This window comes from Desulfobacterales bacterium (genome assembly GCA_028704555.1).
Classification (GTDB): domain Bacteria; phylum Desulfobacterota; class Desulfobacteria; order Desulfobacterales; family JAQWFD01; genus JAQWFD01.
In genome coordinates, this window is sequence record JAQWFD010000012.1 from 28,069 (window position 1) to 54,453 (window position 26,385).

General features: G+C 47.0%; 19 protein-coding genes. 17 read left to right on the forward strand and 2 right to left on the reverse strand.

Translation table 11 applies throughout. From position 1 onward, the window contains the following. From PHQ97_06245 to PHQ97_06300, 12 genes are all read left to right on the forward strand, one after another. The coding region (locus PHQ97_06245) for an SRPBCC family protein (GenBank protein ID MDD4392334.1) at nt 1-548 on the forward strand (548 nt) is incomplete at its 5' end. A 56-nt stretch (nt 549-604) separates the two neighbouring features. Next, nucleotides 605-1,609 carry a DHH family phosphoesterase gene (locus PHQ97_06250; GenBank protein MDD4392335.1) on the forward strand — a complete coding sequence of 335 codons (1,005 nt, stop codon included), beginning with the start codon at nt 605-607 and terminating at the stop codon, nt 1,607-1,609. Nucleotides 1,610-1,646: 37 nt separating this feature from the next. Continuing rightward, nucleotides 1,647-2,411 carry an MBL fold metallo-hydrolase gene (locus PHQ97_06255; protein ID MDD4392336.1) on the forward strand — a complete coding sequence of 255 codons (765 nt, stop codon included), beginning with the start codon at nt 1,647-1,649 and terminating at the stop codon, nt 2,409-2,411. A gap of 182 nt (nt 2,412-2,593) precedes the next feature. Beyond that, on the forward strand, nt 2,594-3,259 hold the full coding sequence (locus PHQ97_06260; GenBank protein ID MDD4392337.1) for a bifunctional precorrin-2 dehydrogenase/sirohydrochlorin ferrochelatase: 666 nt from the start codon (nt 2,594-2,596) through the stop codon (nt 3,257-3,259). 29 nt (nt 3,260-3,288) lie between these two features. Further along, a complete protein-coding gene (gene ccsB / locus PHQ97_06265) occupies nt 3,289-4,110 on the forward strand; it encodes a c-type cytochrome biogenesis protein CcsB (protein ID MDD4392338.1) in 822 nt (273 codons plus the stop codon). A 97-nt stretch (nt 4,111-4,207) separates the two neighbouring features. Further along, nucleotides 4,208-5,476, forward strand: coding sequence for a glutamyl-tRNA reductase (gene hemA, locus PHQ97_06270; GenBank protein MDD4392339.1), 1,269 nt, complete (start codon nt 4,208-4,210; stop codon nt 5,474-5,476). Between the two features lie 134 nt (nt 5,477-5,610). Further along, complete coding sequence (gene fabD / locus PHQ97_06275) at nt 5,611-6,549, forward strand: ACP S-malonyltransferase (protein ID MDD4392340.1); 939 nt, start codon at nt 5,611-5,613, stop codon at nt 6,547-6,549. A 598-nt stretch (nt 6,550-7,147) separates the two neighbouring features. Further along, nucleotides 7,148-7,510, forward strand: coding sequence for an RNA polymerase-binding protein DksA (dksA, locus tag PHQ97_06280; protein MDD4392341.1), 363 nt, complete (start codon nt 7,148-7,150; stop codon nt 7,508-7,510). Beyond that, nucleotides 7,500-8,378, forward strand: coding sequence for a PHP domain-containing protein (locus tag PHQ97_06285; protein ID MDD4392342.1), 879 nt, complete (start codon nt 7,500-7,502; stop codon nt 8,376-8,378). The genes dksA and PHQ97_06285 overlap by 11 nt, the downstream gene beginning before the upstream one ends. Before the next feature lie 370 nt (nt 8,379-8,748). After that, nucleotides 8,749-9,444, forward strand: coding sequence for a ribonuclease III (gene rnc, locus PHQ97_06290; GenBank protein MDD4392343.1), 696 nt, complete (start codon nt 8,749-8,751; stop codon nt 9,442-9,444). Between the two features lie 92 nt (nt 9,445-9,536). Beyond that, nucleotides 9,537-10,619: a radical SAM protein gene (locus PHQ97_06295; protein ID MDD4392344.1), complete on the forward strand. Its 1,083-nt coding sequence runs from the start codon at nt 9,537-9,539 to the stop codon at nt 10,617-10,619. 30 nt (nt 10,620-10,649) lie between these two features. Further along, nucleotides 10,650-11,462: a methyltransferase domain-containing protein gene (locus tag PHQ97_06300; protein ID MDD4392345.1), complete on the forward strand. Its 813-nt coding sequence runs from the start codon at nt 10,650-10,652 to the stop codon at nt 11,460-11,462. Here the strand turns inward: PHQ97_06300 and PHQ97_06305 are convergent. Both PHQ97_06305 and PHQ97_06310 read right to left on the reverse strand, forming a co-directional pair. Then, on the reverse strand, nt 11,413-13,467 hold the full coding sequence (locus tag PHQ97_06305) for an HD domain-containing protein (GenBank protein MDD4392346.1): 2,055 nt from the start codon (nt 13,465-13,467) through the stop codon (nt 11,413-11,415). The genes PHQ97_06300 and PHQ97_06305 overlap by 50 nt on opposite strands. Before the next feature lie 307 nt (nt 13,468-13,774). After that, on the reverse strand, nt 13,775-15,823 hold the full coding sequence (locus tag PHQ97_06310; GenBank protein MDD4392347.1) for a hypothetical protein: 2,049 nt from the start codon (nt 15,821-15,823) through the stop codon (nt 13,775-13,777). A 1,122-nt stretch (nt 15,824-16,945) separates the two neighbouring features. Between PHQ97_06310 and PHQ97_06315 the strand changes: the two genes are divergently transcribed. The 5 genes from PHQ97_06315 to PHQ97_06335 all read left to right on the forward strand — a co-directional run bounded on the left by PHQ97_06315 (nt 16,946) and on the right by PHQ97_06335 (nt 26,382). Next, nucleotides 16,946-18,283 (forward strand): OmpA family protein, encoded by a 1,338-nt coding sequence (locus PHQ97_06315; protein ID MDD4392348.1) that lies wholly within the window; start codon nt 16,946-16,948, stop codon nt 18,281-18,283. A gap of 243 nt (nt 18,284-18,526) precedes the next feature. Beyond that, nucleotides 18,527-20,557 carry an AsmA family protein gene (locus PHQ97_06320; GenBank protein ID MDD4392349.1) on the forward strand — a complete coding sequence of 677 codons (2,031 nt, stop codon included), beginning with the start codon at nt 18,527-18,529 and terminating at the stop codon, nt 20,555-20,557. A 1,065-nt stretch (nt 20,558-21,622) separates the two neighbouring features. Then, the gene (locus PHQ97_06325; GenBank protein MDD4392350.1) at nt 21,623-22,588 is read left to right on the forward strand and encodes a TAXI family TRAP transporter solute-binding subunit; all 966 of its coding nucleotides are present in this window, start codon (nt 21,623-21,625) and stop codon (nt 22,586-22,588) included. An 80-nt stretch (nt 22,589-22,668) separates the two neighbouring features. Beyond that, nucleotides 22,669-24,405 carry a TRAP transporter fused permease subunit gene (locus tag PHQ97_06330; GenBank protein MDD4392351.1) on the forward strand — a complete coding sequence of 579 codons (1,737 nt, stop codon included), beginning with the start codon at nt 22,669-22,671 and terminating at the stop codon, nt 24,403-24,405. A gap of 216 nt (nt 24,406-24,621) precedes the next feature. Then, nucleotides 24,622-26,382, forward strand: coding sequence for an aldehyde ferredoxin oxidoreductase family protein (locus PHQ97_06335; protein ID MDD4392352.1), 1,761 nt, complete (start codon nt 24,622-24,624; stop codon nt 26,380-26,382). The last annotated feature ends 3 nt before the right edge of the window (nt 26,383-26,385 follow it).

Below are 26,385 nucleotides of genomic sequence, written 5' to 3' on the forward strand. Positions count from 1 at the left end.
TAGATGGCGTGGGGGGGGGGGGGGGGGGGGGGGGGGATAACCGGGATGGCTTTTATCTCAAAAAGATTTTTTCCGGGAAAGCATCTCCGGCGCGGGAAGGAGATGCCTTGAGTATGACAAAATTTGAAGAGCACGTGGTGATTTGCAGGCCTGTAGACAAGGTGTTTGCGTACGTTGCCGATTTGAAAAACAGTCATAAATGGCAAACCAGCCTTGAGTCACTGAATATCACCTCGGAAAAACAAACCGGTGCCGGCGCCACGTATCATATAGTAAACCGAATCATGGGATATAGAATCGAGGCCAACGGAATTGTTTCTGAATATGAGGCAGACAGGTGCTGTATCTATAAAGTGGTATCGGGGCTTATCATGGGGCAGAGCCGGATGAGTGTCGAGCCTTTTGGCGAGGGAACGAAATTGACCATTGAGGCGGAAGCAGACCTGAATACGTTCAGGCTTATGAAATCCCTGATCGCATCCAAAGCCAGAAAACAATTGTCAATGGATCTGAAGACGTTGAAAAAAGTGTTGGAAAACGAGTCCTGAGCACAATGACCGTACCTGTTGGTGTGCATTCGATCAGGGGAAAGTGATTATTTTGTATGGTGATGTCTGTATCTGAAAGACTGAAGCGTTTTTATCAGCAGTTTTCAGGTGATGATCAGGTGCTGATCGTCATCAATGCGGATCCGGATTCCATTGCCAGTGCCATGGCAATAAAAAGACTGCTTTGGCGAAAAGTTGCCAGTATAACCCTGTCGAATATCAATGTCGTAAAGCGGCCTGATAATCTGTCGATGATCAGGCTTTTGAACCTGAAGCTCGTTTATTTCGATGAGATCGATGTGGCTCGTTATACCCGATTTGTCATGGTTGATTCACAGCCCGCCCATCATGAGCTTTTTCAGAGAATACATCCGGATGTCATCATCGACCATCATCCTTATACCGGAGTTGAAGCTTCTTTTCTGGATATCCGTCCCCAGTACGGCGCTGCGGCAAGTATTATGGCCGAATACCTGAAGGCAGCCAAAATCAAACCCTCGATCAAACTGGCCTCGGGCCTGTGTTATGCGATTAAAACGGATACGAATAATTTTGAGCGCCAGACCCATATTGAAGATGTTAAGGCGTTTCAATTTTTTTTTAAGCATGCCAGCGTTGCGCTGATTCGGAAAATTGAGCATTCGGAGCTGAAGGTCGAGTTTTTAAAGTATTTCCGGCGTGCGCTTCAAACCATGTATATGGTGAAGGGCAAGGTGTTCGTTCATCTGGGGACGGTCAGCACTCCGGATGTGTGTGTGCTGGTTGCCGATTTTTATATGAAAGTGGATACGGTCAACACGACCGTTGTTTCAGGTTTATATGATGATAAACTGGTTATTGTATTAAGAAATGACGGGTTGAGGAAACATGCCGGCGAAGCCGCAAAACGGGGGTTTGGGCAGATTGGTTCTGCCGGTGGCCATAAAACAAGGGCCCGGGCTGAAATTCGCTTTTCCGAGTTAGTCAAATGTGTAGATCATAAAAATGATAAAAAACTGCTCCGATGGATCCGCCAGAGGGTCAGCCGTAATTACAGGCCAAAAAAGGAGATAAACTCTTGACAGTGTGGAATGAACCATGTCTTATAGTCATTTTTGCATGGATCTGAGTATACTTGGGTCAGGTACTTGCGTGCCATCGTTAAGTAGAAGTTCCTGCTCTGTATTGATCCGTTCAGGAGATGAAAAGATGCTGCTGGATTTAGGCGCCGGAACGATCCGGCGTCTCCTTGAAGCAGGAGAAAATATTCGGGAGATATCGGTTGTTTTCTTCAGTCATTTTCATCCGGATCATACCGGAGAGTTTGTATCGTTTTTATTCGCCAATAAATATCCGGACAGGGCCGCCCGGCAACGGATGCTTACGGTCATGGGCGGCAAGGGGTTGTCCCGTTTTTATTCCGGGTTAAGAGACGTTTACGGGCATGTGATCGAATTGCCGGGACGGCTTTTCAGGCTTGTTGAAACGGATGCGAAGGGCTATGATACCCGGCAGCTTGGAGTGTTTTTGGTGCAATCGGTGCCGGTTGCACATTGCCCGGAAAGTATTGCCTGTAAAATTACAGCCGCGGACGGACGATCCGTTGTATATTCGGGTGATACGGATTATTGTGATTCCCTGATCGAACTGGCCCGGGATGCGGATGTGCTCATTTGCGAATCCTCATTTCCGGATGGCATGAAAGTTAAAGGACATCTGACACCATCAATGGCGGGTGAAATTGCCGCCCGGGCGAACGTGCGCAAACTGGTACTGACGCATTTTTATCCGGAATGCGATACGGTCGATATTGAAGCTCAGTGTCGCAGGGCATACAGCGGTTCGCTGGTACTGGCCACTGATATGTTGAAAGTTGAGATTTAGCGTCCCGACAAGAATAATTTGTACCGTCTTGCCTGCCTTTTTGTCCGTCTTCAGCGTTGTATCAAAGCGTACGATGAGTATGTACATTTGATACGCCTTGAAGACGGGAAAATCCCGCGCAATCCCGGCATAATTTATTTGTGCCGGGGCCCTTACCTGAATCATGATTCTGATGAATTCATATGCGATATTACCCGGTATTTTTTGATATTCACGGTAAGCGCTGCCTGGTTGTTGGCGGAGGGACTGTCGGGACACGTAAGGTTTTGACACTGCTCAAGTGCGGTGCGGACGTTACGGTCGTCAGTCCCTGTTTTGATGACAGGCTTCTCGGGCTTGCAGAAACCGGGGCTGTTTCGTTAAAAAGCAGGTGCTATCGTTCTTCGGATCTGGAAGGCGTATTTATGGTTTTTGGCGCCACAGACAATGAGGAATTAAATCGTCGTGTCCATGAGGATGCGGAAAAGTGCAACGTGCTGTGCAATATTGTCGACCGGCCGGAGGCCTGCAGCTTTGTTCTGCCGTCGGTTGTTGAAAGAGGGGATCTGCTGATCGCCATATCGACATCCGGCAAAAGCCCGGCTCTGGCCAGGAAGCTGAGAACGGAACTGGAAAAGCAGTTCGGACAGGAATATGATGATTTGTTGATTTTAATGGGGGCGGTACGTAAAAAACTGCTTGCCCGCCATCATAATTCATGCGAGCATCAGAAAATTTTTCGCCAACTTATCGAAAGTGATCTTATTGAAAGGATCCGGGATCATGACGTTGACCGGATCAACGAGCGACTCAGAGAAATTCTGGGTGAAGGATATGCTTTTGCCGATTTAATGCGGATGAATTCATAAACTGGAGATAAACCCCGAAGGGGTGATCAATGGAGTATGTAATTTTTATTATAATTTTATGCTATCTGTGCAGCTCAGCGGTATATATGGCCTATTTGTTTTTTCAGAAAAATTATCTGCACAAGGCCGGGTATTATCTGATGCTGGCCGGATTGTTATGCCATTCACTGGCTATCGGGTACCGGTTTGCCCAGACAGGCCATTTCCCCGTCAACAACCTGTATGAGACATTGATGCTGTCCGGCTGGGCAATAGCGGTTGTCTTTATCCTGTTTCAATATAAATTCAACCTGAGAATACTCGGGGTGTATGCAGCGCCCCTGGCTGCATTGGTTACGATCGCCGCCTACCTGGTTCCAAATGAGCCGGTGGAAATGAATTACATTCTTAACAGCATGTGGATTGTGTTTCATGTCATCGTGATTCTCATCGGTGAGGCTTCATTTGCGCTGGCCTGCGGGCTGGGGATTTTGTATCTGATGCAGGAGCACGCGATAAAAACCAAATCGCATGGGTTTTTGTTCAGACGGCTGCCCTCCCTGGATCTGCTGGACAGCGCCGGATATGCGTGTCTGATCGCCGGTTTTATCATGCTGTCGCTGGGGCTTATTTCCGGGCTTGTTTATGCGAAATCGGTCTGGGGCAGATTTTGGGGATGGGATCCAAAAGAAGTCTGGTCAGCAATTACCTGGCTGTTTTACGCCGCGTTGCTTCATGAACGGCTGACGGTCGGGTGGCGGGGGCGTAAGTCCGCAGTGATGGCGATTATCGGCTTTGCTGTTCTTTTATTTACGTTTCTGGGGGTCAATTTTTTACTGGAGGGGCATCATGGCGCCTTTACCAGCATGTAGACTGCCTGATCGGTGAGGGCAATATCATGTGAGGATGAACCGGTTGTCAACGGGAATGACTACAGGGTAATTATAAGCAGCGAAAAAAGAAATTATCATGCGTGATATCGTATTAATGGGGATGAATCATAAGACCGCTCCGGTAGAGCTCAGAGAGTGCGTTGCATTTTCGAATGATGAAATATCGTCTGCGCTGGAATTGCTTCGAGACTATGAGTCGATTGATGAAGTTGTTTTTATTTCCACCTGCAACCGGGTGGAAGTGCTGATGGCGACCGAAGAGGCAAGCGGTGCGGTAGCTCAGGTCAAAGATTATATCATACGGGCAAAGAACGTATCCCGGCATGAACTTGAAAAATCCTTATATGTTTACGAGGGGGCTGAGGCGGTCCGGCACATGTTTCTGGTAGCTTCCAGCCTGGATTCCATGATGGTTGGCGAGCCTCAAATCCTGGGTCAGATCAAGGAAGCATATTTAAGGGCTGCTTCCAAAAAAACATCCGGAGTGATTTTAAACCGGTTGATGCACCGGACATTTTTTGTGGCAAAGCGTATTCGAACGGAAACCGGCATCGGTGACCATGCCGTATCAATCAGTTATGCGGCCATTGAGCTGGGACGGAAAATATTCGGTTCCCTGGAAGGAAAGAAAGTGTTGCTGATCGGGGCCGGTGAAATGGCAGAGCTGGCCGTCGAGCATCTGATTCGAAATCGCGTCGGCGATATATGCGTCGCCAACCGGACGTTTGAACGGGGGCTTGACCTGGCCAGCCGGTTTGGCGGGAATGCCATCCGGTTTGAAGAAATTTCCGATGTTCTTCAAACGGTCGATATCATTATCAGCTCGACCGGTTCTGCCGAATTTGTCATTCAGTACGATCAGGTCAGAAAGGTGGTTCGGAAAAGAAAAAATCGTCCGATTTTTTTCATCGATATTGCCGTTCCCCGTGATATCGATCCGAAAATTAACCGGATAACCAATTCGTATGTTTATGACATAGATGATTTGACAGGGGTGATCGAAGATAATATTGAAGATCGCAACAAAGAAGCCGTAAAAGGCCAGCGAATCGTTGATGAATCGGTCATTCAGTTTCGCCGCTGGTATGAGAGTCTCGATGTCATCCCGACCATTGTTGCCGTACGAAATATGATGAGCGAGATTGCCGATGCGGAAATGAAAAAAACGTTTCATTCATTGACTCATCTGGCAGAACCGGACTGTCAGGCGATCGAGAGGATGACCCAGGCCGTGATCAATAAAATACTGCATCACCCTACACTTTGTCTGAAAAACAACCATTTCCATGGTGATAAGCCCGTTTATCTGGACGTTACCCGAAAACTGTTTAATCTTGATAAATAGCCGGGCGTTTTGAAATCCGTTCCTCATCCTGACGGCCGGGTGTCATGGGCTTTTGAAGGTGCGCGTTCCGTTGTCCGGGTGGTATGAAACCGCTCGGCAGGAGAGTTAAAACGTTTAATTACAGGAGGCAGGCGTTGAAAAAGACAGCATTTCTATTCCCGGGCCAGGGATCGCAAAAGGTCGGTATGGCACTGGATTTTTACCAGGAATTCGAATTTGTCAGAGAGCGGTTTGATATGGCTGAGGAACTGACGAAAATTAACATATCCAGGCTTTGTTTCAAAGGCCCGATGGAGGAGCTGACGCAAACCGTGAATCTGCAGCCCGCGGTGACGGTCGTAAGTCTGGCATGCCTGGCCGCTATCGAAAAAGAAGGCATCCGGGCCGATATCTCTGCCGGTCACAGTCTGGGTGAATTCAGCGCCCTTTGTAATGCCGGAGTCGTATCTGAAGAAGACACCATCAGGCTCGTTCATAAGAGAGGGGCGCTGATGCACAGAGAGGCCGTAGCGCATACCGGCGCGATGCATGCCGTTATCGGACTTTCGATTGAAACGGTTCAGGCGATTGTGGATGATGTCCGGAAGACGGGAGTTGTCGCTGTAGCCAATCATAATGCTGAGAAACAAATCGTTATCACGGGAGCGCCGGATCAGGTTAAAAAGGTATCCGAGATAGCGGCTTCAAAAGGCGCCAGAGCAATTCCATTGAACGTCAGCGGGGCATGGCACAGCGATTTGATGAAAGGTGCGGAAAAAGAATTTGCAGCGGTGCTGGAGTCTGTTACGTTTCATTCGCCGGCTACGCCGGTTATTCACAATGTTACGGCAGATGTGGCCCTTGATTCCATGGCGATCAGGACGATTATGGGACAGCAGCTTTGCCACCCTGTAAAATGGTACGATTCTGTATGTAAAATGATGGAAAAAGGGATTGAAAATTTTGTGGAAGTCGGTCCGGGTAAGGTTCTGTCGGGATTATTGAAAAAAATTGTTCCCAAAGATTATCCGTACACTGTCTATACGGTTAGTTCACTTAAGGAATTTGAAAAACTGGTAGCCGATATTTCCTGATGGATTGCAAGCGGCTCGAGCCCATGGGACTTTTAGGCGGTAAAGCGATCCCCATGGGGGCCTGGGCATGAGAAATATGCGGCGAACGGCGATCTGCCGGATCGCTGTCGTTTATTAATTTCCAGGATCGATTTTAACCCATACCATACGGTTTTTCCCCCGTGTGCATCCCGACGTTTTTTAATCAAGCCGGAAGCTGTTCTTTTAAAGAATGAGGTCAACCGGTTCATGTTGCATGCGATAAACGCAAATAGCGTGCCATCGGAAAAAGTCCGCTGATCGGGATGTCGGGTCCATGAAGCGAAAGCGCAAAAACTCGGCACGCCTCAAACCGTTTGCGCTTCTTAACGCTTCATGGCCCCGACATCTTTTCCCCGGATCGCGCGCCATGTCGTACACCGGCAACGGGCGGAACTCCGAGGCTACGCACAGCAAAATACGGTCGCAGTTATGATCAAACCCAAATTTCAAATACCTGTGGGATGCTGAATACGTTTTGAAGCGCTGTTTTTTCATAAAACGGCTTTACATCTAAAATGACGTATGCTAAATAAATATATTTATTTAAAATATCAGACATCTATCGAAGGATAGCACCATGGATCAAAAAGAAATAGACTATTTTGAACAATTGCTAAGAAAGCGGTTAGATGATCTGCTGAGTCAGGCAGATGACACAGTGACAGACATGACTGGCCAACGGGAAAATTTTCCTGATCCGACGGACCGCGCTTCTCTTGAATCAGATCGGAATTTTATGTTGCGAATACGGGACAGGGAAAGCAAACTGATCAGAAAAATAAAAAAGGCACTCGAACGGATTGAAAACGGTACGTTCGGCGTATGTGAGAAGTGCGGGGAAGATATTACTGTTGAACGGTTAGAGGCCAGACCTGTTACCACTCTCTGCATAGATTGTAAAACCAGAGAGGAAGCTGTGGAAAAAGCGCTTGGATTGTAATTCGGGCGTGAAAATTGACCTTCATATACATTCATCGGCATCCGATGGAACCCTTGCGCCGGGTGAGATTCTATCCCTGGCGTATCGCCTGAATCTTGGCGCCATTTCAATTACAGACCACGATACGGTCCTGGGGGTGAAAGATGCGCTTCAAATCGGTATACCGGAATCCATTAAATTCATAACCGGTGTTGAAATCAGTGTAACCCCGCCTGCTTTTTTTCGTTTTTCCGGAAGTTGTCACATCCTGGGGTATTTTATCAGACTTGACGATCCGGAATTAAACCGATCTCTTAAAATGTTGCAAGCGGCCAGAGAAAGCCGGGCTCCCCGAATTATAGAACGCCTTGAGGTGCTGGGGATCGGTTTGTCCATGGATGAAGTTCTGACAGTGTCCGGGGGCGGTCAGATCGGCCGGCCTCATATTGCACGCGCGATGGTAAATAAACATCTGGTTCGATCGATTCATGAAGCTTTTGATCTTTATCTGGGTCGCGGAAAGCCGGCATATGTGGATAAGTATCGGATGAATTGTGAGCAGGCTATTCAGATTATAGCCAATGCGGGCGGTATCCCCGTACTGGCTCATCCGGTTCTTTTGAACATCCGGCAAAACGAGGTGCTGGAGGCATTCATTCGCGAGTTGAAAGAAATGGGGCTTAAGGGAATGGAGGTCTATTATCCTGAGCATTCAATTATCCATCAACGGTTTTATTTCGATATGGCGAAACGATATGAATTGCTGATGACAGGGGGATCTGATTTTCACGGTTCATTAAAGCCGGATATTCAAATGGGAACGGGCAGGGGAGACCTGTGTGTGCCTTATGAGGTATATGAAAATTTGATTCAATCTCAAAACAATTGATGGACCCGTAAACCGTCTTCTTTGATTCAAAAGGCGTTTTACGAATTTATCAATGAGATTGTCCATCCTCTTGTTTTCGTTCCCTCATCATCCCCTGCTTTGCTTGCAGCGTTTCCGGATAAGTCAACATCACGGCACCAGCCCCGATGAACCGGGTTCAGTCAGTGCTTTTTGTGCTTTTACGACGGGAATTTGTGCATTGCAATGGCCCAGAAGATTTCAATAACAACAATACGTGGTTTTCTGATTATAGATTCATGCCGAATCCGTAGTCGTTGAAACCGAGTTTGCCCATGAACTGCATATGGTGAAGCCCGTTTTGTTAAAAATATGATGAAATTCTGAATCTGATGAGATGGTAAAAGACGGTATGAAACCTCGAAATTTGATTGAAATTAAACAAAAAATATCATACGAATTCAAGAACCGGGAATTGCTTGAAGAAGCGCTTCGGCACAGTTCCTTTGTGAACGAATTGTCGAATTCATATTTAAGAGATAATGAGTGTTTTGAATTTTTAGGTGATGCGGTATTAAATCTGGTCATCGGTCATATCCTCATGATACGGTTTCCGAAATTAAAAGAAGGTCAGCTGTCCAGAATGAGAGCGGCGCTTGTAAATGAAACGCAGCTGGCGGATTTAGCCGGAAAGACGGGGTTGGGCGCTTATTTAAGCCTCGGAAAAGGAGAAATCCAGACACAGGGGCGAAAAAAGAAATCTATTCTGGCGGATGCTGTTGAAGCGGTTATTGCGGCGGTGTATCTGGATGGAGGGTTTGAAACGGCATTCCGGTTTATCGAATACCATTTCGATCCGATAATCAGTTCCATGGATGAACCCGATGGCAATCATGATTACAAAAGTCAGCTGCAGGAGCTGGTGCAGATCAAGCACAAGATGGTTCCGGAGTATAAGGTTATCGGAGAGTGTGGCCCGGATCATGACAAGATCTTCAGCGTTCAGCTCAACATTCAGGATATTCAGACCGAAGGCGAAGGAAAAAGTAAAAAAATAGCGGAACAGGATGCCGCCAGAAAAGCGGTTGAACTATTGATAAAAGAATAAAACTTGACGGCTGCGTAAAAAGTCCATGCGTTGCGCTTCATTCCGTGTTCACCGGGGCGTAAATAAGTACGCCCGATTCCACGGAATTTGCGATGCAGCGATTTTTTTATTTTGCCGTCTCAAATTTGATTTTTTACGAGTTTGTCAAACTTATGCCGGTTGAACGACCTTTTATTATTCCAATTTTTATTCCTGAAGGCGGGTGTCCGCATCAATGTGCCTTTTGCAATCAGGCTGCCATTACAGGAATTAAACGACACCTTCTTTCTCCGGACAAGCTCAGAACGCTGATTGATCAATTTCTTCAGTACAGGGGGCCCCATCGGTCTTCGGTTCAGCTGTCGTTTTACGGGGGGAATTTCCTGGGGCTGGACAAAAACTGCATGACATCGTTGCTTCAGACTGCAGCGGTATATGTGGATCAAGGCAAGGTGGACAGTCTCAGGTTTTCAACCCGACCCGATACGGTTGACGAAGAACGCCTTGAGATCCTGAAGGAATATCCCGTTAAAACAATTGAGCTGGGTGTTCAGTCCATGGATGACAGGGTTTTGGAGATGTCCAGGCGGGGGCATTCGGCCGCGGATTCCGAGCAGGCGACGGCGCTGCTAAAACAGAGAAAGTATGAGATCGGTTTGCAAATGATGGTCGGCCTGCCGGGTGATGATAAAGACACCTGCCTGGCGACCGGGCAGCGAATAGCCGCCCTTTCACCGGATTTTGTAAGGATTTATCCCACACTGGTGCTTCAAAACAGTTTGCTGGCAATATGGTATCAAAAAGGGCAATATGTCCCCCTGACCCTTGAACAGGGCATTTCGTGGGTAAAACCCCTGTATCTTTTATTCCGGGAGTATGGGATAAAGGTGATTCGAATGGGACTGCAGCCGACGGATGAGCTTTCTGACGGCACGACGGTCCTGGCAGGGCCTTATCATCCGGCGTTCGGTCATCTGGTCTTCTCGGATGTTTTTCTGGATATGACGTTGTCTCAATTAGCCTCTAAAGCAGATCTGACAGATCCGGTTGTCATTCACGTTCATCCTGGAAGCATCCCGAAGTTAAGAGGCCATAAAAACCGGAATCTTCGGGAAATAAAAAGCAGATATCATATTGAAACCATTCATATTGTTGCCGATCCGTCCCTGGATGAGAGCGCGGTCCGGGTGATTTGACAGTGTATATCCGATAAAGGAATTGCCGATATGGTTACCAGCAGTAATTATATTATGGAAAGTGAAGAAGAGTCGTTGCGTCTGGATTGGAAAACCGACACCGCACAGGTGTGTCAGCAGGCCTTGTGGGCCGGAATCAAGCCGGGGATGAGAGTGGCTGATATCGGATGTGGTCCAGGCAAAACGACCAGTTGCCTTAATGAACTGGTTCAGCCGGATGGCAGTGCGGTTGGCATCGACTTTTCCGGGCAGAGGATTCTGTATGCGGAAAACCATAATCAGGCCAGAGGGCTGACATTTATTCAAAAGGACTTTCTGGCTCCTTTGGATGAATTGGGTGCGGTGGATTTTATCTGGATTCGGTTTGTTCTGGAATACCATCGGTCCAGGAGTTATGAAATCATAAAGAATATAACAAAAATTCTTGAACCGGGGGGTATCCTGTGCATGATCGATCTGGATCTGAACTGCCTGTGCCATTACGGTATGCCCCGGCGGCTTGAGCTGGCCGTTTTCAATATCATGGATACGTTGGAAAAACATGCGGATTTTGATCCCTATGCCGGGAGAAAACTCTATTCCTTCTGTTACGATCTTGGTTATGAGGATATCGATGTCTCCGTAGCGTCTCATCATTTATTTTATGGTGGAATCAACGCATCGGACATGTATAACTGGACTCAGAAAGTGAAGATCGCCGCAAAAGAATCCGGGTACGATTTTAAAGAATATGGCGGAGATTATCATTGCTTCTATCGGGAGTTTCAAGATTTTTTCAGTAACCCCAAACGGTTTACCTATACTCCCCTGATTGCCTGCCGCGGGCGGAAACCTTCGCTCTGACCATGAGGATATCCTCGCTTCCGGGAGCGGGGGAGAGGGCATTGGACTGGGTATCTGATTCCGGAAGCAGAGAAACTGTAAGTTTGTTTTCAAAGGATTTGGTAAAGTAGTTCCAGAATGCATCAACAATATCTTCGTCCAGGTGCTGATTACATTCCTCCTTTAATATGCCTAACGCTTTGTCTACGGGCATCGGGTCGCGGTAATGACGTTTGGCGGTAATCGCTTCGAAAATGTCAGCTACTGCGATTATTTTCGATCCCAATGGAATGTCTTCCCCTTTCAGGCCATCAGGATACCCGCTGCCGTCATTTTTTTCATGATGCGCCCCTGCAATTTCAGGGATAAGACTGAATATTCCCTCAAAATTGATCTGTTTGAGAATTTCTCGGGTTTGGACGGCATGGGTTTTTACGATATCACGCTCCTGGTCGGTCAGGGTGCCCCTTTTCTTTAAAATAGAGTCCGGAATGGCAATTTTACCATAATCATGGAGAAGGGCGGCGACTCGTATCATTTCCGTGTATTCTTCGGAAAGCCCCAATTCCCGACAGATGCCTACCGCATATTCGGTCACTTTTTCAGAATGGCCGGCCGTCAGTGGGTCACGCGCATCAATGCTGGCAGCCAATACCTGAATAAACGATTTGAACTGTTTGGTGCGGTTATTCAGCAGATCCGCATTTCGGATGCTGATGCCGATGCTGGTGGAAATGCCCATCAGCAAGCTGACGTCACTTTGAACCAGAGCCCTTTTGGATTCGATATTATCCAGAGCAAATATTCCGATTGATTCCCCCTCACATACCACCGGGCAGCATATAAAGGATTGCGTACCCAGTTGCTTTGAGAATTCCAGGCTGCGCAGGGAAAGGTTCTCCTCGATGTCTTTGATATTGTTGATCAGAAAAGGCCGCTGTTCCCGGAATGAGACAATGAAAATACCCTTGGATTCAGGGTTGTCCAGGCGAAAGCGAGTGTGCTGAAACAACTTGAGCTGGCCGTCGGTATAGCCGAATCCGGCACGAAATATCAGCCGGTTTTTTTCCGGATTGGCAAGCAGAATAATGCCGCGGTCATAATCCAGGCGGTTTTGTGAGATTTGAATGACATTGCTCAGAATGTTTTCAACGGTTGTGTGCCGACTGATTGCCTGGCCGATTTCATTGGTTACCAGTATATTGTTGTAGTTGATATTTATCTGCTCAACCAGTTTGTCCGCAGAGACCATCTGGTATTCAAGACTGGTCAGCAGGTCTTTCTCATGAATTTTCTGGCTGATTAACGCCAGTGTCAGGTAAATGACGCCTGAAACCGGTGCAATGGTTTCCAGGGTCAGCAACGGATTTTTGATCAGGAACCAACAGGAGCACAGAAATAGAATCAATCCCGTAAATTTGCTGATTTTGAGCCAGATATCCGATGGGTTTTTTTGCCATGAGATTACATAACGGCAATGCCTGTCGCCTTTGAATATGCATTCGGGATGATGTATAGTCGGGCGTTTGTTGTTGAAAATAATTGCGATGGCTTCAAAATAACCGATTCGGTTTTCACATTGAAACGGTTTTTCCTGCACACCGTCTGCTGGGGTTACAATGATTTCAACCTTATTGGCGGCTATGGCCCGGGATTCATAAACCGCGGATCGTGTAAAATTGCGTGTTATTTTTGTTATTTTTTCGACAACTTTCTTTGGTCCAATCAGTCCGAGTATGTAATGCCTCATCGCACCGATGGATTCAGGCGATGCAGCATACCTTCCCGCTTCACGGGCGATATCTTCATTATGGGTCAGCTGTACCAGTCGTTCATAAAACAGATTGATTTGCGTTTGAGTAAACCAGTGCCCCTGATCGGCAACCTCGTATGGTTTCATTCGGGCGTAATTCAGCAAGTCATCGATGTCGATAGGACTGTATTTCTGTTGGATCAGTTTTATGTATGTGTCGATAATCCTGCTGTTATACAAAGGCTTTTCGTTTAAGTTATCCGAGGTGTTCATTTTGATTCATTTGATTTGAAACACGTTATTAGTTAAACTGATCAATATAAATCGGTATTTGGAAGTGCCCCTGTGAAGATGACCTTCTTCAGGACAGCTTCTCTCGGAATATTCGATTTGTAAAGCAAACCCGTAAATATATCTTCACCACCGTTAACCTCTATAAACACTTTATATGATTTTTTCAAGTAAAGTGTTTTGATTGGACAAGGGCGGTGAAAAAAATTTGGCTTATTTTTTTTAAACAAGAGGGACTTTGACGCTCAAGTCTCTCTGAGAGCTGGCCGGAGGAATTCGGAGGGCAGAGTTAATAGCGTATACATCGCAGCATTTTGTTTAAAAATTTGAAATAATTATCCGTAAACTGAGTGTTCAGTACCCATAGATTATATTTTTTTTCAACCTTGATGGAGTGACTTTCGGCATACGTTTCCGGATAGATCAACAGCGGAATCTGATCCTGTTCAAAATTTGAATCAAGTGTCGCCAAAGATGCATATAATATATCTTTTGTCAGTTCCTCCGGGTCCAGAATAATCACATTGGCACTGCTGGTCAGATCCGACAGGTTCAGGCCGATATCCGATATGTTGATCGAAAGCACCGCCGTTAAGCGGTTATTTTTTTTAAGAGAAAAAATAGAGCATTTTCTTTTTAATCCGGCTTTTTGGTACGCCTCGGACAATTCGGTAAAATCTTGTCCATGGGGCTTGAGGCCGATTGCATCGAGCATCAACCCTCCGGATGCATTTTCATAAAAACTTTCCAGCTCGGTAAGCTCATCGTCAGTGTTTTGAGTTAATTGCCAACCTTGCGGTAGGGCCAGATGTGAAATTTCGGCTTTGTCGTAATGGAGGTATGAAAACGTGTCGATGGAGCACCCTTTTGGATGATCGATACGCGTTTGTGCCCCGCCAAAAACTCGGTTCGGGAATTTATTGTCCGGTCTGTAATAGCAGATCAGGTACTCCATGTGAATGGAATAAAGGCTGTGGGAATCATTAATAAACCTCCCGATCTGATTCAGTACCGTCAGACCGGCCAGGGGGGATTCGCTTTTCCGGGAAGCATGGTGGTGAATCAGCCAGGTATTCGGATAAAACCGGATCGTCGCCATATGAGCCAGAATCCGGCCGTTTTTCTGGTTGATAAAATGCCGGGCAATACCTGGATGCTGGGTATATATTTTTTTATACGTCTGTTTAACAGCCGTTTTGTTGGCTTCGATATGTGCATATTTTCCCGGATAAATAAAGCCGGTTTCAAAGAAGAAATTCCACAGCTCCTCCAGATCGATATCCTTGCACATATAGGTATGAGAATCTTCAGCCTGGTACAGAAGTGACAAAAGTTTGATGTGGTCCTGAATATCCATGTCGAGAATGGTGAAGCCGTATTTGATCTGCTTTTTTCCCGAGCCGTTATCGAGGCTTTTTTTATAAACTATCTGCGCCATGCATTTAATAATAAACGTGTTTGCGAAACTCATCGAGAGATCAGAAATGGTCAGGCCCGGTAATAATCCGGAAAATGTGTCAATCTCGATAACCGAAAATCCCAAACCCGATAGATCGTGTATCTTCAGATTAATTATTTTACGGGTGACTGGATGCTGAAATGTAATGTCGGGAGAGGGGGAAAGACGCTGCCGGGTGCTTCGATACTCTTTGGGTTTAAAACGTCGTCTGGCCTGCTGCTGAATGGGTTGAAGATTATAACTCCGGGTGTATTGGCCGCTGCTTTGGCTGGCTATCCGGCATTGGCCTGAGTAGATAGTTTCATTTTTATCATGAATAATGATGCTTACCAGGGATTGAGAGTCAATCCACTGAAATGATTGCGGGGGTTTATACGAAATATCGACGCTTAAATTTTCCGGACCGAATTCTTTCAACGTTCCGGAAAATACGGCACTGTTTTGAATCAGCGTTATATCGATACCATTACAGCAATGTCTCGTATGGGTTTGAATTTGGGCCTCTAAACATGAATCCGTTAGCCGGAAACAGACTGTGTGATCGTCCATTCGGATTAATTGAGGAGCGATCAGGAATTGCATATGATCGTCAGAAAAAACAAGGTTCTCAAAACGGTACGATTCTGTGAGGTGATGAATATCCTCTTTGTTTGCCCAGGTGCATTCTAGCAAGTCATTGGTACATGGCTTGGGTTTGATATCGCATGTAATCGTGTGCGGTAATTTTCTGTGTGTGAGATTCATCAGAATGGTATCATTCTGGAAGTTGATAAAGTTCAGCTTGTTGATTAGTAATGATTTGCTGATTTTTACAGTAGTTGAGCGTTTTGAATCGTCTTCTGCTGAAAGAATCGGAACAATATCTGATGTAAGTTGCACAGTCCTGTCCCATCAAATGTTGACAAAAGTTCTGATCGTCAATTCTTTAGGGGCCGTTACGAAATAACCATTACATTTCTATCCATTTTGATACGGCCCTTTATGCCGGTTAAGACATTACAATGTTATAGTTATTTTTGAACAACGGCTTAACACTGAAGAATTAAAACCGATCGATTAAAATACGTATAACCAATTCCAAAAACCCTGGGCTCTCGTAACGATTAATGCAACAAATTTATGATAGCAGCCTGCAGAAAAAAGTTTTGCCTTCCGGCATTTGTAGACTTTTTTTGCCGCCCTCAGGCAACCCCGGCTATGACAATCCGACTCCCCTGTGCCGGACGAATTGCATAAGCGTCGTCTTCCGCGCAGGAATAAATTGGACCCAAAGCAGTAAAAAAATCTATATTTCCATCATGACGACAAATTGTTACATAGCCATCTGCGGGCTCAACGCTTTGGGAAAGTATATGTATTTTTTGCTGAAACGCAAGGATTTTCCTACGGTAAGCTGCGCATTTTAATGCGATGTATTTTAGCTATAGTCAAGTTATATTTGTAATTTACTTGCCTGGGGGCAGGGGTCCTGAAGCTCAGGGAAGGCGAAGTGATTTTAATTGCAGTATCCAAAATGATTTTGCATGATGTCCGGTGTGAAAAATCGGGATCCCGGCATAAAGCCTTGCAGCTTGACATGTTCATGTGCCCAGCATATAGTTAACGTATATATATGCCTCATTTGGTCATTGCTTCACTCTTTATCATCTTGATCCGTTCATATCAAAGGTTCCTTTTTATACGATCGTAATACATCGTGGTCTGACAACTTGTGCTGTCCTGATCATTGCCATTATAACCGCCGGGCCGGGTTGAACAGGCATGGACGTCAACGGATATGGAGAGGCCAGCCAGATTGAGGGGGAATTCTCAAATCATCTGCTAATCCAATCCATCCTGTCCCGGATTCGTTTACTGCCAGCGGGCGCCCATTTTTTCAGATTTTGAATAAAGGCTCTACAACGCATTGTAAAGTTCACCATTGAAGAAAATTAATGAGATTCTTGAGTCGGGTCGTGGATAGGGGGGTCGATTCTAATCGGTAAACAAAGAGGGGGAAAAATGATAGCAAAAACCTTTAAGCAGCTTCTTGTTTTTATTCTCGGTTTAATGATGGTCGGTTGCGCTGCTCGAGCACCTGTTCAGGAAGCGCCTTTTTTTGAACCGTTTGGTCTGAATTCAAAAATTCAGTCCGGTGCGTTTGTGCAAAAGGTGGATAATTATCTGATTATCCTGGATGCATCTCAATCCATGTCAACCGCATACAAATATAAGGATTATAGCAAATTTACCTTTACCAAAGAAATCATTCGGCGGATGAATCAGGCACTGCCGGATTTGAAAATCAACGGGGCACTGAGAACGTTCGGGCATGGGGCCTGTCTGCCGAAAGAATTAACCCTGCTGATCAATCCCCTGGATACCCACACAAAATCCAGACTGGATGCGGGGCTTGAAAAGGTGTCCTGTGCAGGGGGTACAAGTCCCATTCGTGAGGCTGTTCAGGCTGTTGAAGAAGACCTGAGCCAGGCCCAGGGGAGTACGGCGCTCATTATTTTCAGCGATGGAAAGGATATGAATGAAACGCCGGTGGCGGCTGCCAAACGCATAAAAGGTCGATTTGGGGATAAATTGTGCATTTATACGGTACTGGTGGGCGATGATCCTGCAGGCCAGATTTTGATGGAAAAGATCGCAACCGCCGGGGAATGCGGATTTTCGCTTAATGCCGAGGATATCGCCACGGGCCAGGGGATGGCAAATTTTGTTGAACGGGTATTTTTAAAGGAAGGGAAAGATTCTGACGGCGATGGGATCATGGATAAACTGGATCGGTGTCCGGGTACGCCCAAAGGGGTTACGGTCGATAGCAACGGGTGCCCGGTGGATTCGGATGGGGATGGTATTTCCGATGACCTGGACCGCTGCCCGAATACGCCCGCGGGTGTCCGGGTCGACAGATACGGCTGTCCATTGGTTATCGATACGGATGGCGACGGTGTCTCCGATGCTCTGGATCAGTGTCCGGATACCCCCAGGGGCGCGGCCGTAAATGATGTGGGTTGCTGGGTATGCAACCCCGTGCAATTTGAATTTGATAAATGGAAGATCACCCCTCAGCATTACGATGCGCTTGAAGGGCTGCTGCGGTGTTTAAAACAGTCGCCTTCATTGACGTTCGAAGTCCAGGGGCATACCTGTAATATCGGTACGGGACCGTATAATCAGACATTGTCAGAAAAACGGGCCAGATCCGTCATGGAATACCTGGTAATAAAAGGCGTTGAGAAGGATCGGCTGATGATCAGGGGCTATGGCTTGACGCAGCCGATTGATTCGAATGAAACAAGAGAGGGAAGATCAAAAAACAGGCGGGTGCAGTTAAAACCGATTGATTAATCATATAATGCGTGCCTGAAATCCGGGAAAACGATATGTTGCCGGGGCAGGCGAACTGTCTGCCCCGCTTTTCATCTGGATAGTATAGAAATTTTCATTATTCGATTGATTTTATCAGCAGACTTCAGGCTGAGGGGTGCTGCGTTTGAAGGGCGGGAGCTTTGCTCTCCGGTCCGCAGGACGCTGATTTAAAAATTATCAAATATTTCAGATAATTGAAAGGCGGTTTCAGGAGGTCGGGTTATGAATAAAATCATCAAATGGATTGCGATGGGTGTGGGCGCACTGGTTGTAATCGTGCTGGCGGCCCTGATATTTATTCCAAAACTGGTGGATATGGAACAGTATCGACCGCGGATAGAACAGCAGGTGGCGAAGGCCATCGGGAGGCCTTTTTCTCTGGGAAAGGATTTGCAGCTGTCATTATTTCCATGGGCCGGGATATCGTTTACGGATCTTTCGATAGGAAGCCCTCCGGATTTCAGGGAAAAAAACTTTATGACGGTAAAATCCTTTGAGGCGAGAGTAAAGCTGATTCCTCTGCTGTTCAGGGATATTCAGGTGAAGCGGTTTGTGTTGAAAGGTCCTCAAATCGTGTTGGAAACGCTTGCCGATGGAAGAGTGAACTGGGAATTTAAACCGGAAAAAGAACCGGTTGTCGTACCGGAAGTGCCAAAAGGGCCATCGCCGGCCAAAAAGGGGGGCGGCGGGTTCTCGATTAAGTCGCTGGCGGTCGGTGAGTTTTCGATTAGCGGAGGTTCGCTGCTGTGGGTTGATCACGGTAAAAAACAACAAAAAGAAATTACGGATATTCGTCTTGATCTTGAAGATGTTTCGTTTGACCGTCCGATCCGTCTGATTTTATCGGCAATGATCGCACAGGTTCCGGTTTCCCTGCAGGGAACCATCGGACCAGTTGGCAAAGATATCGGCAAAAATGCTTTGCCTGTGGAAATCACTGTACAGGCTGCGGAGCAGATTCATATGAACGTCAGTGGAACGGTTTCCGACTGGGTGGATTCTCCCCGGTATGATTTAAAAATAGATCTGGCTTCGTTTTCCCCCCGTCGTCTGATGGGGGCGGTTTTTCCGGAAAGACCGTTTCCGGTTAAAACATCGGCCCCGGACGTGCTTGATCGCGTATCTCTCAAGGCCGAATTGAAGGGGGATACGCAGAAGGTTGATCTGACATCGGCTGTGGCGATTTTAGATGATTCCCGATTCGAGTTTGATCTCAGGGTAAAAAATTTTGCAAAACCCGATCTGACATTTGATGTAAAGCTGGATAAGATAGATGTTGACCGCTATCTTCCTCCTCCGGTGGTACCGGGGAAAGCAAAGGAGGGGCGAGCACCCCAATCTCCATCGGTTTCGGGTGAAAAAAAGATGGATTATTCGCCTCTGCGTCGTATGGCCCTGAATGGCGCGGTCAGTATTGGTGAATTGAAAGCCGTTAACGCGCGTCTGGCGCAGGTGAAACTGAAGGCAGACGCTAAAGATGGTATCATTCGTCTCGGCAGCCTCTCTTTTGACCTGTATCAGGGACATATCGAGGGCAGCGCCGGAATCAATGTCCAAAAGGATATTCCGGGCACTCATGTCGAGCTGACGGCGAATCAGATTCAGGTGGGGCCGTTGCTGGGCGATGTCATGCAGTTGGATGTGCTCGAAGGCGCGATGGAAGCCAAAGTGGCTATTGATGCTTCCGGAGATGCGCCCGAGAGCATAAAACGCACGTTGAATGGAAACGGAAATATTCGTTTTCTGGATGGAGCGGTAAAAGGCATAGATCTGGCGGGAATGGTGCGGAACGCGCAGGCGGCATTCGGGTTGGCTGAAAAGCCGGAGGAAAAACCCCGGACCGATTTTTCCGAAATTGAAGTTCCGTTCGATATCAGCAATGGCAGGGTGCATACCGCCAATGCCCGACTCATGTCTCCGGTCATAAGGATAACGGCCATGGGCGATGCGGATCTGGTCAAAGAGGTGCTTGATTTCAGGGTCGAGCCTAAATTCGTAGCCACGTTGATCGGTCAGGGAGATACCGTGGAGCGTTCCGGAATAATGGTGCCAATTTTGGTCAGCGGGTCTTTTTCATCGCCGCGATTCCGGCCGGATCTCAAAGGGATGATTCAACAGAAGCTTGAGGGACAAGTGCCGGACATCCCGGATATAACAAAAACGATTACCGATAAAGAAGCTCTGAAAAAGACGTTAAAGCCGCTTGAAGAAACCGCAAAAGAGGTGTTGAAAGGACTGCCGTTCGGTCCATGAGCAGACTTTTTTCCAGTGTGCCGGCCTGATCCGCCGGCATACTGAAAATCATGAAGGCTGGTTATTCTGTAACCATCAGAAGTTATATTTTTTTCAAAATAGCTTCCGGTTTCAGGAAACATAAGTCAAAATCCGTATTTTTCAATGAATTGCTATCTTTAATATCCAGTCATACTTGTTCCCATTCCCGCAAAATCGGTTCAGACCGCAAAGCCAACCCATCCTATAATATCAGAAAAAAATTCGAAAAAATTATCCACTTTTAGGGCTTGATCATAACTGCGGCCATAACGTCGTGAGGACCGTCCCGGCCGTTTCCGGCTTCCCCCGATCGTGCCATGTCGTACGCCGGCAATGGCCGGGGCTTCGAAACTACACGTAAGAGAATATGGCCGCAGTTATGATCAAGCCCCACTTTTAATATAAAATATAGCATAGGGATTTCGGGCTGGGTTCCAACTTCGGCCAAATTCATTGTTACAGCGTTACATCCCGTTTTCGTCATTCCATCTGTGCGGCAATGACGAGATGCCCGATGAAAGAACCCCCCTGGATTTTTTCATTTTTCGATTGGCTTTATCTGCAGGTTGCAGACTTATTGATGCTGAGATTGAGGGACGAAAGCTTTGCTTTATTTAGAATGCTATAAGATAAACGCTTTTTGTTTTTCGTTTTAAACAAAGTGCTCACTGCCAGTGACGGCCGCTTCTCAGCCAGTCCGCAGACCATTGATTCAATGCGCGATACGTTGCATCCATATCAGGGATAACGCGGTGGAGACTTGTTTAGTCAACTGAGTGCAGATATTTGGGTATTGCTTTCCTTTGAATATCTTGGTAACGTCCAAAAAATTCGAGTAAAATTATTATCTTAATGTGTTACTGCTTGATGACTTGAAGATAGCATGGTGTCATTCATCTATTTTCCTGTTTTTCTGTGCAAATGGTCTCTGCCGATAAGGCTCAGTATCAGTCGATATGAAATATAATCATATACCTTATCGGCCATTTGAAAAAAGCGGTCGGATAAAGTGATTGAGCCGGATGAAAATTATTAAGGAGGAGAATGATGAGAAATTTTTTAAAAGAAATATGGTCAGGCGTTTTTATTCTGTTCATCGTGTCATTGTTCATCGCAACAGAATCTTTTGCAGGCGTATACAGGTTTTCCGGCGGTCCTTCCGGCGGAACGTATCAATACTATGCAAGTGGCATTTCGACTCTTGCCAAAAAATCCGGTATCAATGTCCTGGCCAGTTCATCCAGGGGCTCGGTTGAAAATATTCGTCTGACACACTCGGGAAAGGCAAATTTTTCAGTTGCTTATTCCGGGGATATTTTCCAGGGCAGGAATGGAACGCTCAAACAGGATACAAGAAAATATGATAATATTCTGGCGCTGGCCTATCTTTATGGTGCACCGGCACAGCTGATCGTGAAGGCGGATTCCAATATCAAATCGACCTGTGATCTGGAAGGCAGGCGAATCGGAGTCGGTACGCCGGGTTCTGGCGCTGCAGCCAGCTGTGAGACATATTTTACGGCGATGGGACTCTGGGATAAAATCGAAAGAAATTTTTTAGGGTATCGTGAGGCGGCAGATGCATTCAAAAATAATCAGCTGGATGGATTCTGGGTATTGGCGGGCTTTCCGAACGCTTCGGTTCTTGAGGCGGCGCTGCAGACCGATATCAATCTGATCAATACCTACAAAGACGGCGAATCGGTCGGGCTGTTTGAAAAATATCCGTGTTTTTCAAAGGTGATTGTCCCTGCAAATGTCTACAAAGGGGTTGTTGCTGATGTTGTTACGTTTCAGGATTCCACCATATGGATTGCCAATAAAATGGTTCCTGAAGAAGTGGTTTATAATCTGATGAAGACGGTATTTGCCAAAGAAGGGCTGGCCTATATGATCAGCATTCATAAATCCGCCAAGGAAATGACGATTGCCGGCGGTGTCAAGGGGATCGTTACGCCACTTCATCCCGGCGCCGAGAAATTCTGGAAAGAAAACGGGGTGGTGAAATAAAAGTGGATATTAGAAAGGGAGGTGAAGATGAATCGCCTCTCTTTTTTACTTTCAGATAATATGCAATAGGCAGGTTAAACGTGTACGATAGGTTAAATAAAGTAGAAAAACTGGCGTTTGATATTTTATCCGTAGGCCTGGTCCTGTTTTATTCCTTTTCGGCTATCATCAGACCCGCATCGACCCAGTATCACCGGGGGATTCTGGTTATCATTACGTATGTTCTCGTGTTTCTTCTGTATCGTTCAAAAAGCAGAATCATGCGGGTGGCGGATTATCTGCTTATCATGGGTTCTGTTATATTCTGTGGTTACTGGATGTTGAACTTTGAAGCGCTGAACTATCGTGCAGGCGCGGAAACGTATACGGACCAGCTGATCGGGGTGGCCGGTGTTCTGATAGGAATAGAAGTCGCCCGCAGGGTGATCGGACTGGTGTTTGTCATTTTAGGCGCTGTGGCGATTGCTTACGGCGTGTACGGACCCTATGTCCCTGAATTATTCGCTCATCCGGGAGACAGTTTTATCGGGATGTGTACCACCATTTTTTATCAGAGTGATGGCGTATTTGGAATTATGGCCGATGTAGTGGCCACTTATGTGCTGTTGTTTGTCCTTTTCGGATCGTTTCTGGAAAAGTCGGGGGCACAGAAATTTTTTATGGACTTTCCGCTTGCCGCGGTTGGGCACAGAACCGGCGGGCCGGCAAAAGTGGCGGTCATTGCCAGCGCATTGTTCGGCTCTATTTCAGGAAGCGCCATTGCCAATACGGTATCTACAGGCGCATTCACCATTCCTCTGATGAAAAAAGCCGGTTTCCGTCCTCATGTCGCGGGAGCAATCGAGCCGGCGGCATCCATTGGCGGCATGTTCATGCCGCCGATTATGGGAGCCGGCGGATTTATCATGGCGGAGCTTACGGGCGTTTCGTATTCCAGGATCATGCTGATTGCGCTGTTCCCCGCGTTCATGTATTTTTTCAGTGTGTTTGTGATGGTTCATTACGAGGCCAAAGCCCACAACATCAGGGGGGTAAAATCCGAATTCAGCCCGTGGAGTATCCTGAAAGCCGAATGGTACTATATGCTTCCATTGATTCTCATCACGGGGTTTATGCTGAAAGGCTATTCAGCGGGATTTTCCGCAATCATCGGTATCTTAAGCTGCATAGCGGTCAGCTGGGTCAAAAAGGAGACCCGGATCGATTTGAAAGGCTTTGTTGCGGCATCCCGGTCAGGGGCTGAAAGCAGCCTCAAAATCGGGGCAACGATCGGGGTGATCGGTATTATCATCTCTGTGCTGACATACAGCGGGTTGATATTGACCTTTGCGGACATCGTCATACAGCTGGCCGGCGGTAAACTGTTTTTAACGATTCTGCTCATCGCGTTTGCATCTCTTTTCCTGGGGATGGGCGTGCCGGTGACGGCCGCATATCTGATTACGGCCGTGGTTGCAGTACCTGCGCTGACTCATCTGGGCGTCAATGAAGTCGCGGCGCATATGATCGTATACTGGCTTTCACAGGATTCCAATATCACCCCGCCGGTATGTATCGCGGCGTTTGCCGGTGCAACCATTGCAAGGGCCAATATGTGGAGAACCGCTTTTTCATCATTCAAATTTGCCAAATTTCTCTACCTGGGCCCCTTCCTGTTCGGATATGTGCCCGGCTTTTCCCTGCAGGGGGATACCGCGGATATTATCAAAGTCTTTGTACTCGTTACCATCGGCACCTTTTCCTATTCCTGGTTCCTGAGTCTCATCTGGTGGTACAAGATAAAAGAAATGTGGAAAAAACGCGCAGTTGCCGCCTGATTCCGGTTTTCGTTCAAGCACAGCTTGAAGTTAAAACCCCGTCGCAGTATCGGCGGGGTTTTTTATTGGGGGGATGAACCGGGAAAACAGCCGGAATTATAAAAAAACTGTTGCTGCTTGAAAAAAACGGTATCCATAGTATCATAGCGTTGCGTTACCGACTTGACGTGTTTTTAAGTGCTTCGATATTGGCTTGACATAAACAGGAGCGTTCTGATGGCTGTTAACCGGATTCCATGCGGCTGGTGTGGTAAAATTGCACGAATTGATTTAACATCAAAGCAGTGGACCGTTGAAATTCCCGACCCTGAAACCTTAATGAAATTTATCGGGGGCAGGGGGCTTGCCGGTTTTTATTTGAGGGATCATATAACCTTGAACTGGGATGATCCGGATATGCCGCTTCTGCTATTTACCGGGCCTCTTGTGAATACACCGTCACCGACTTCGGGCAGGATGACGATCATGTCGCGCTCGCCACTGACCGGTACGATCGGGGACTGCTCGGTAGGCGGCTCTCTGGGCGTACAGCTTAAAAGCGCCGGTTTTGACGGCATTATTATTACAGGCAAAAGTGATTTGCCCTGCGGTATTGAGATTGAAGATCATGCGATCCGGTTTGCTTCGGCGGAATCTGTGACGGGCATGTCCACCAGTGACGCCTGCAGGATTTTTAAACCCAAAGGGGCGGTTGCCGTAACCGGGCCGGCTGCCGAACGCGGCGTACTGTATTCAAATGTGATCATTGACGGTCATTATGCAGCCGGACGAAATGGCCTGGGGCTGGTTTTCGCCTCCAAAAAACTTAAATACATCACGGTGCGGGGGACGGGTAAAACAGGCATTTATGATTCGGAAGAATTGCGGCGGGCAAAGGAAGACATTTTGCGCCTGGTTGCAGCCTCTCCGGCGATTATGGGCCATTTCGGAATTTCCCGGTTCGGTACGGGGGCGTTGTATGATCTGATGGATGCCCGATGCATGATGCCGACCGATAATTTCCGTAACAGCCGGTTCCATTGCGCCTCATCGATGAATGCGGTTGCTTACGCGAAGCAGTACCATCCTGTCAAGACCGGATGCCGGGGGTGTCATATCCGGTGCAAGAAAAAAAATCGGGACGGAATCCATATCCCTGAATTTGAGACGATGTCTCATTTCAGCGCGCTTTTGGGAAACTGCGATATGAAGACAGTAATTGAAGCAAACCGGATCTGTAACGATCTGGGAATGGATACGATTTCGGCGGCGGTTACACTGGCGTGTTATGCGGAAATTACAGAAAAACGGCTTTCCCCGGAACAAATTCTACGGCTTTTGTCGGAAACGGGGACGCAAAAAAATCCGGGCAGGGACCTGGGGGTGGGTGCTGCCCGGATGGCGCAACAGCATAATCGCCCGGAATTTGCCATGGCGGTTAAACGACAGGAACTTCCCGCCTATGATCCCCGTGGCGCTTACGGGATGGCACTGGCCTATGCCGTATCAACACGTGGGGCTTGCCATTTGAGGGCCTATCCCATCAGCCATGAAATTCTGAGAAAACCCGTAGCGACGGACCGGTTCTCCTTTGAGGGAAAAGCAAGGATTATCAAGATCAATGAAGATGTCAATGCGGTAGTGGACTCATTAACTGTGTGCAAATTTGTTTTTTTTGCCGCCACGCTGGAGGAATACGCCAGAGTATTTTCTGCGGTTACCGGCCTTCAGGTATATGGCCAGGATTTACTGAAGACCGGAGAGCGAATCTGTTATCTGGAACGGATGATGAATGCCCAAAACGGATTTGGCAAGGCTGATGACGATTTGCCGTCCCGGTTTTTCGAGACCCCCGGATATATCAGCCCGACAAAGAAAAATGATCCCATCAACCGGGATCGATTTATGAGAGCGTTAGCCGATTATTATACTGTCAGAGGGCTGGATGAAAACGGGATGCCTGTTTTGTCCAGAGCAAAAGAACTGGGGCTGGTATAACGC

Excerpts from the sequence above, each read along its gene's own strand:
- PHQ97_06260 (MDD4392337.1), top strand. The coding sequence starts at position 2,594 with ATGCGATATTACCCGGTATTTTTTGATATTCACGGTAAGCGCTGCCTG.
- PHQ97_06335 (MDD4392352.1), top strand. The coding sequence starts at position 24,622 with ATGGCTGTTAACCGGATTCCATGCGGCTGGTGTGGTAAAATTGCACGA.
- PHQ97_06255 (MDD4392336.1), top strand. The coding sequence starts at position 1,647 with ATGGATCTGAGTATACTTGGGTCAGGTACTTGCGTGCCATCGTTAAGT.
- PHQ97_06315 (MDD4392348.1), top strand. The coding sequence starts at position 16,946 with ATGATAGCAAAAACCTTTAAGCAGCTTCTTGTTTTTATTCTCGGTTTA.
- PHQ97_06250 (MDD4392335.1), top strand. The coding sequence starts at position 605 with ATGGTGATGTCTGTATCTGAAAGACTGAAGCGTTTTTATCAGCAGTTT.
- PHQ97_06320 (MDD4392349.1), top strand. The coding sequence starts at position 18,527 with ATGAATAAAATCATCAAATGGATTGCGATGGGTGTGGGCGCACTGGTT.
- ccsB (MDD4392338.1), top strand. The coding sequence starts at position 3,289 with ATGGAGTATGTAATTTTTATTATAATTTTATGCTATCTGTGCAGCTCA.
- PHQ97_06325 (MDD4392350.1), top strand. The coding sequence starts at position 21,623 with ATGATGAGAAATTTTTTAAAAGAAATATGGTCAGGCGTTTTTATTCTG.
- rnc (MDD4392343.1), top strand. The coding sequence starts at position 8,749 with ATGAAACCTCGAAATTTGATTGAAATTAAACAAAAAATATCATACGAA.
- PHQ97_06295 (MDD4392344.1), top strand. The coding sequence starts at position 9,537 with ATGCAGCGATTTTTTTATTTTGCCGTCTCAAATTTGATTTTTTACGAG.
- PHQ97_06300 (MDD4392345.1), top strand. The coding sequence starts at position 10,650 with ATGGTTACCAGCAGTAATTATATTATGGAAAGTGAAGAAGAGTCGTTG.
- dksA (MDD4392341.1), top strand. The coding sequence starts at position 7,148 with ATGGATCAAAAAGAAATAGACTATTTTGAACAATTGCTAAGAAAGCGG.
- PHQ97_06305 (MDD4392346.1), bottom strand. The coding sequence starts at position 13,467 with ATGAACACCTCGGATAACTTAAACGAAAAGCCTTTGTATAACAGCAGG.
- hemA (MDD4392339.1), top strand. The coding sequence starts at position 4,208 with ATGCGTGATATCGTATTAATGGGGATGAATCATAAGACCGCTCCGGTA.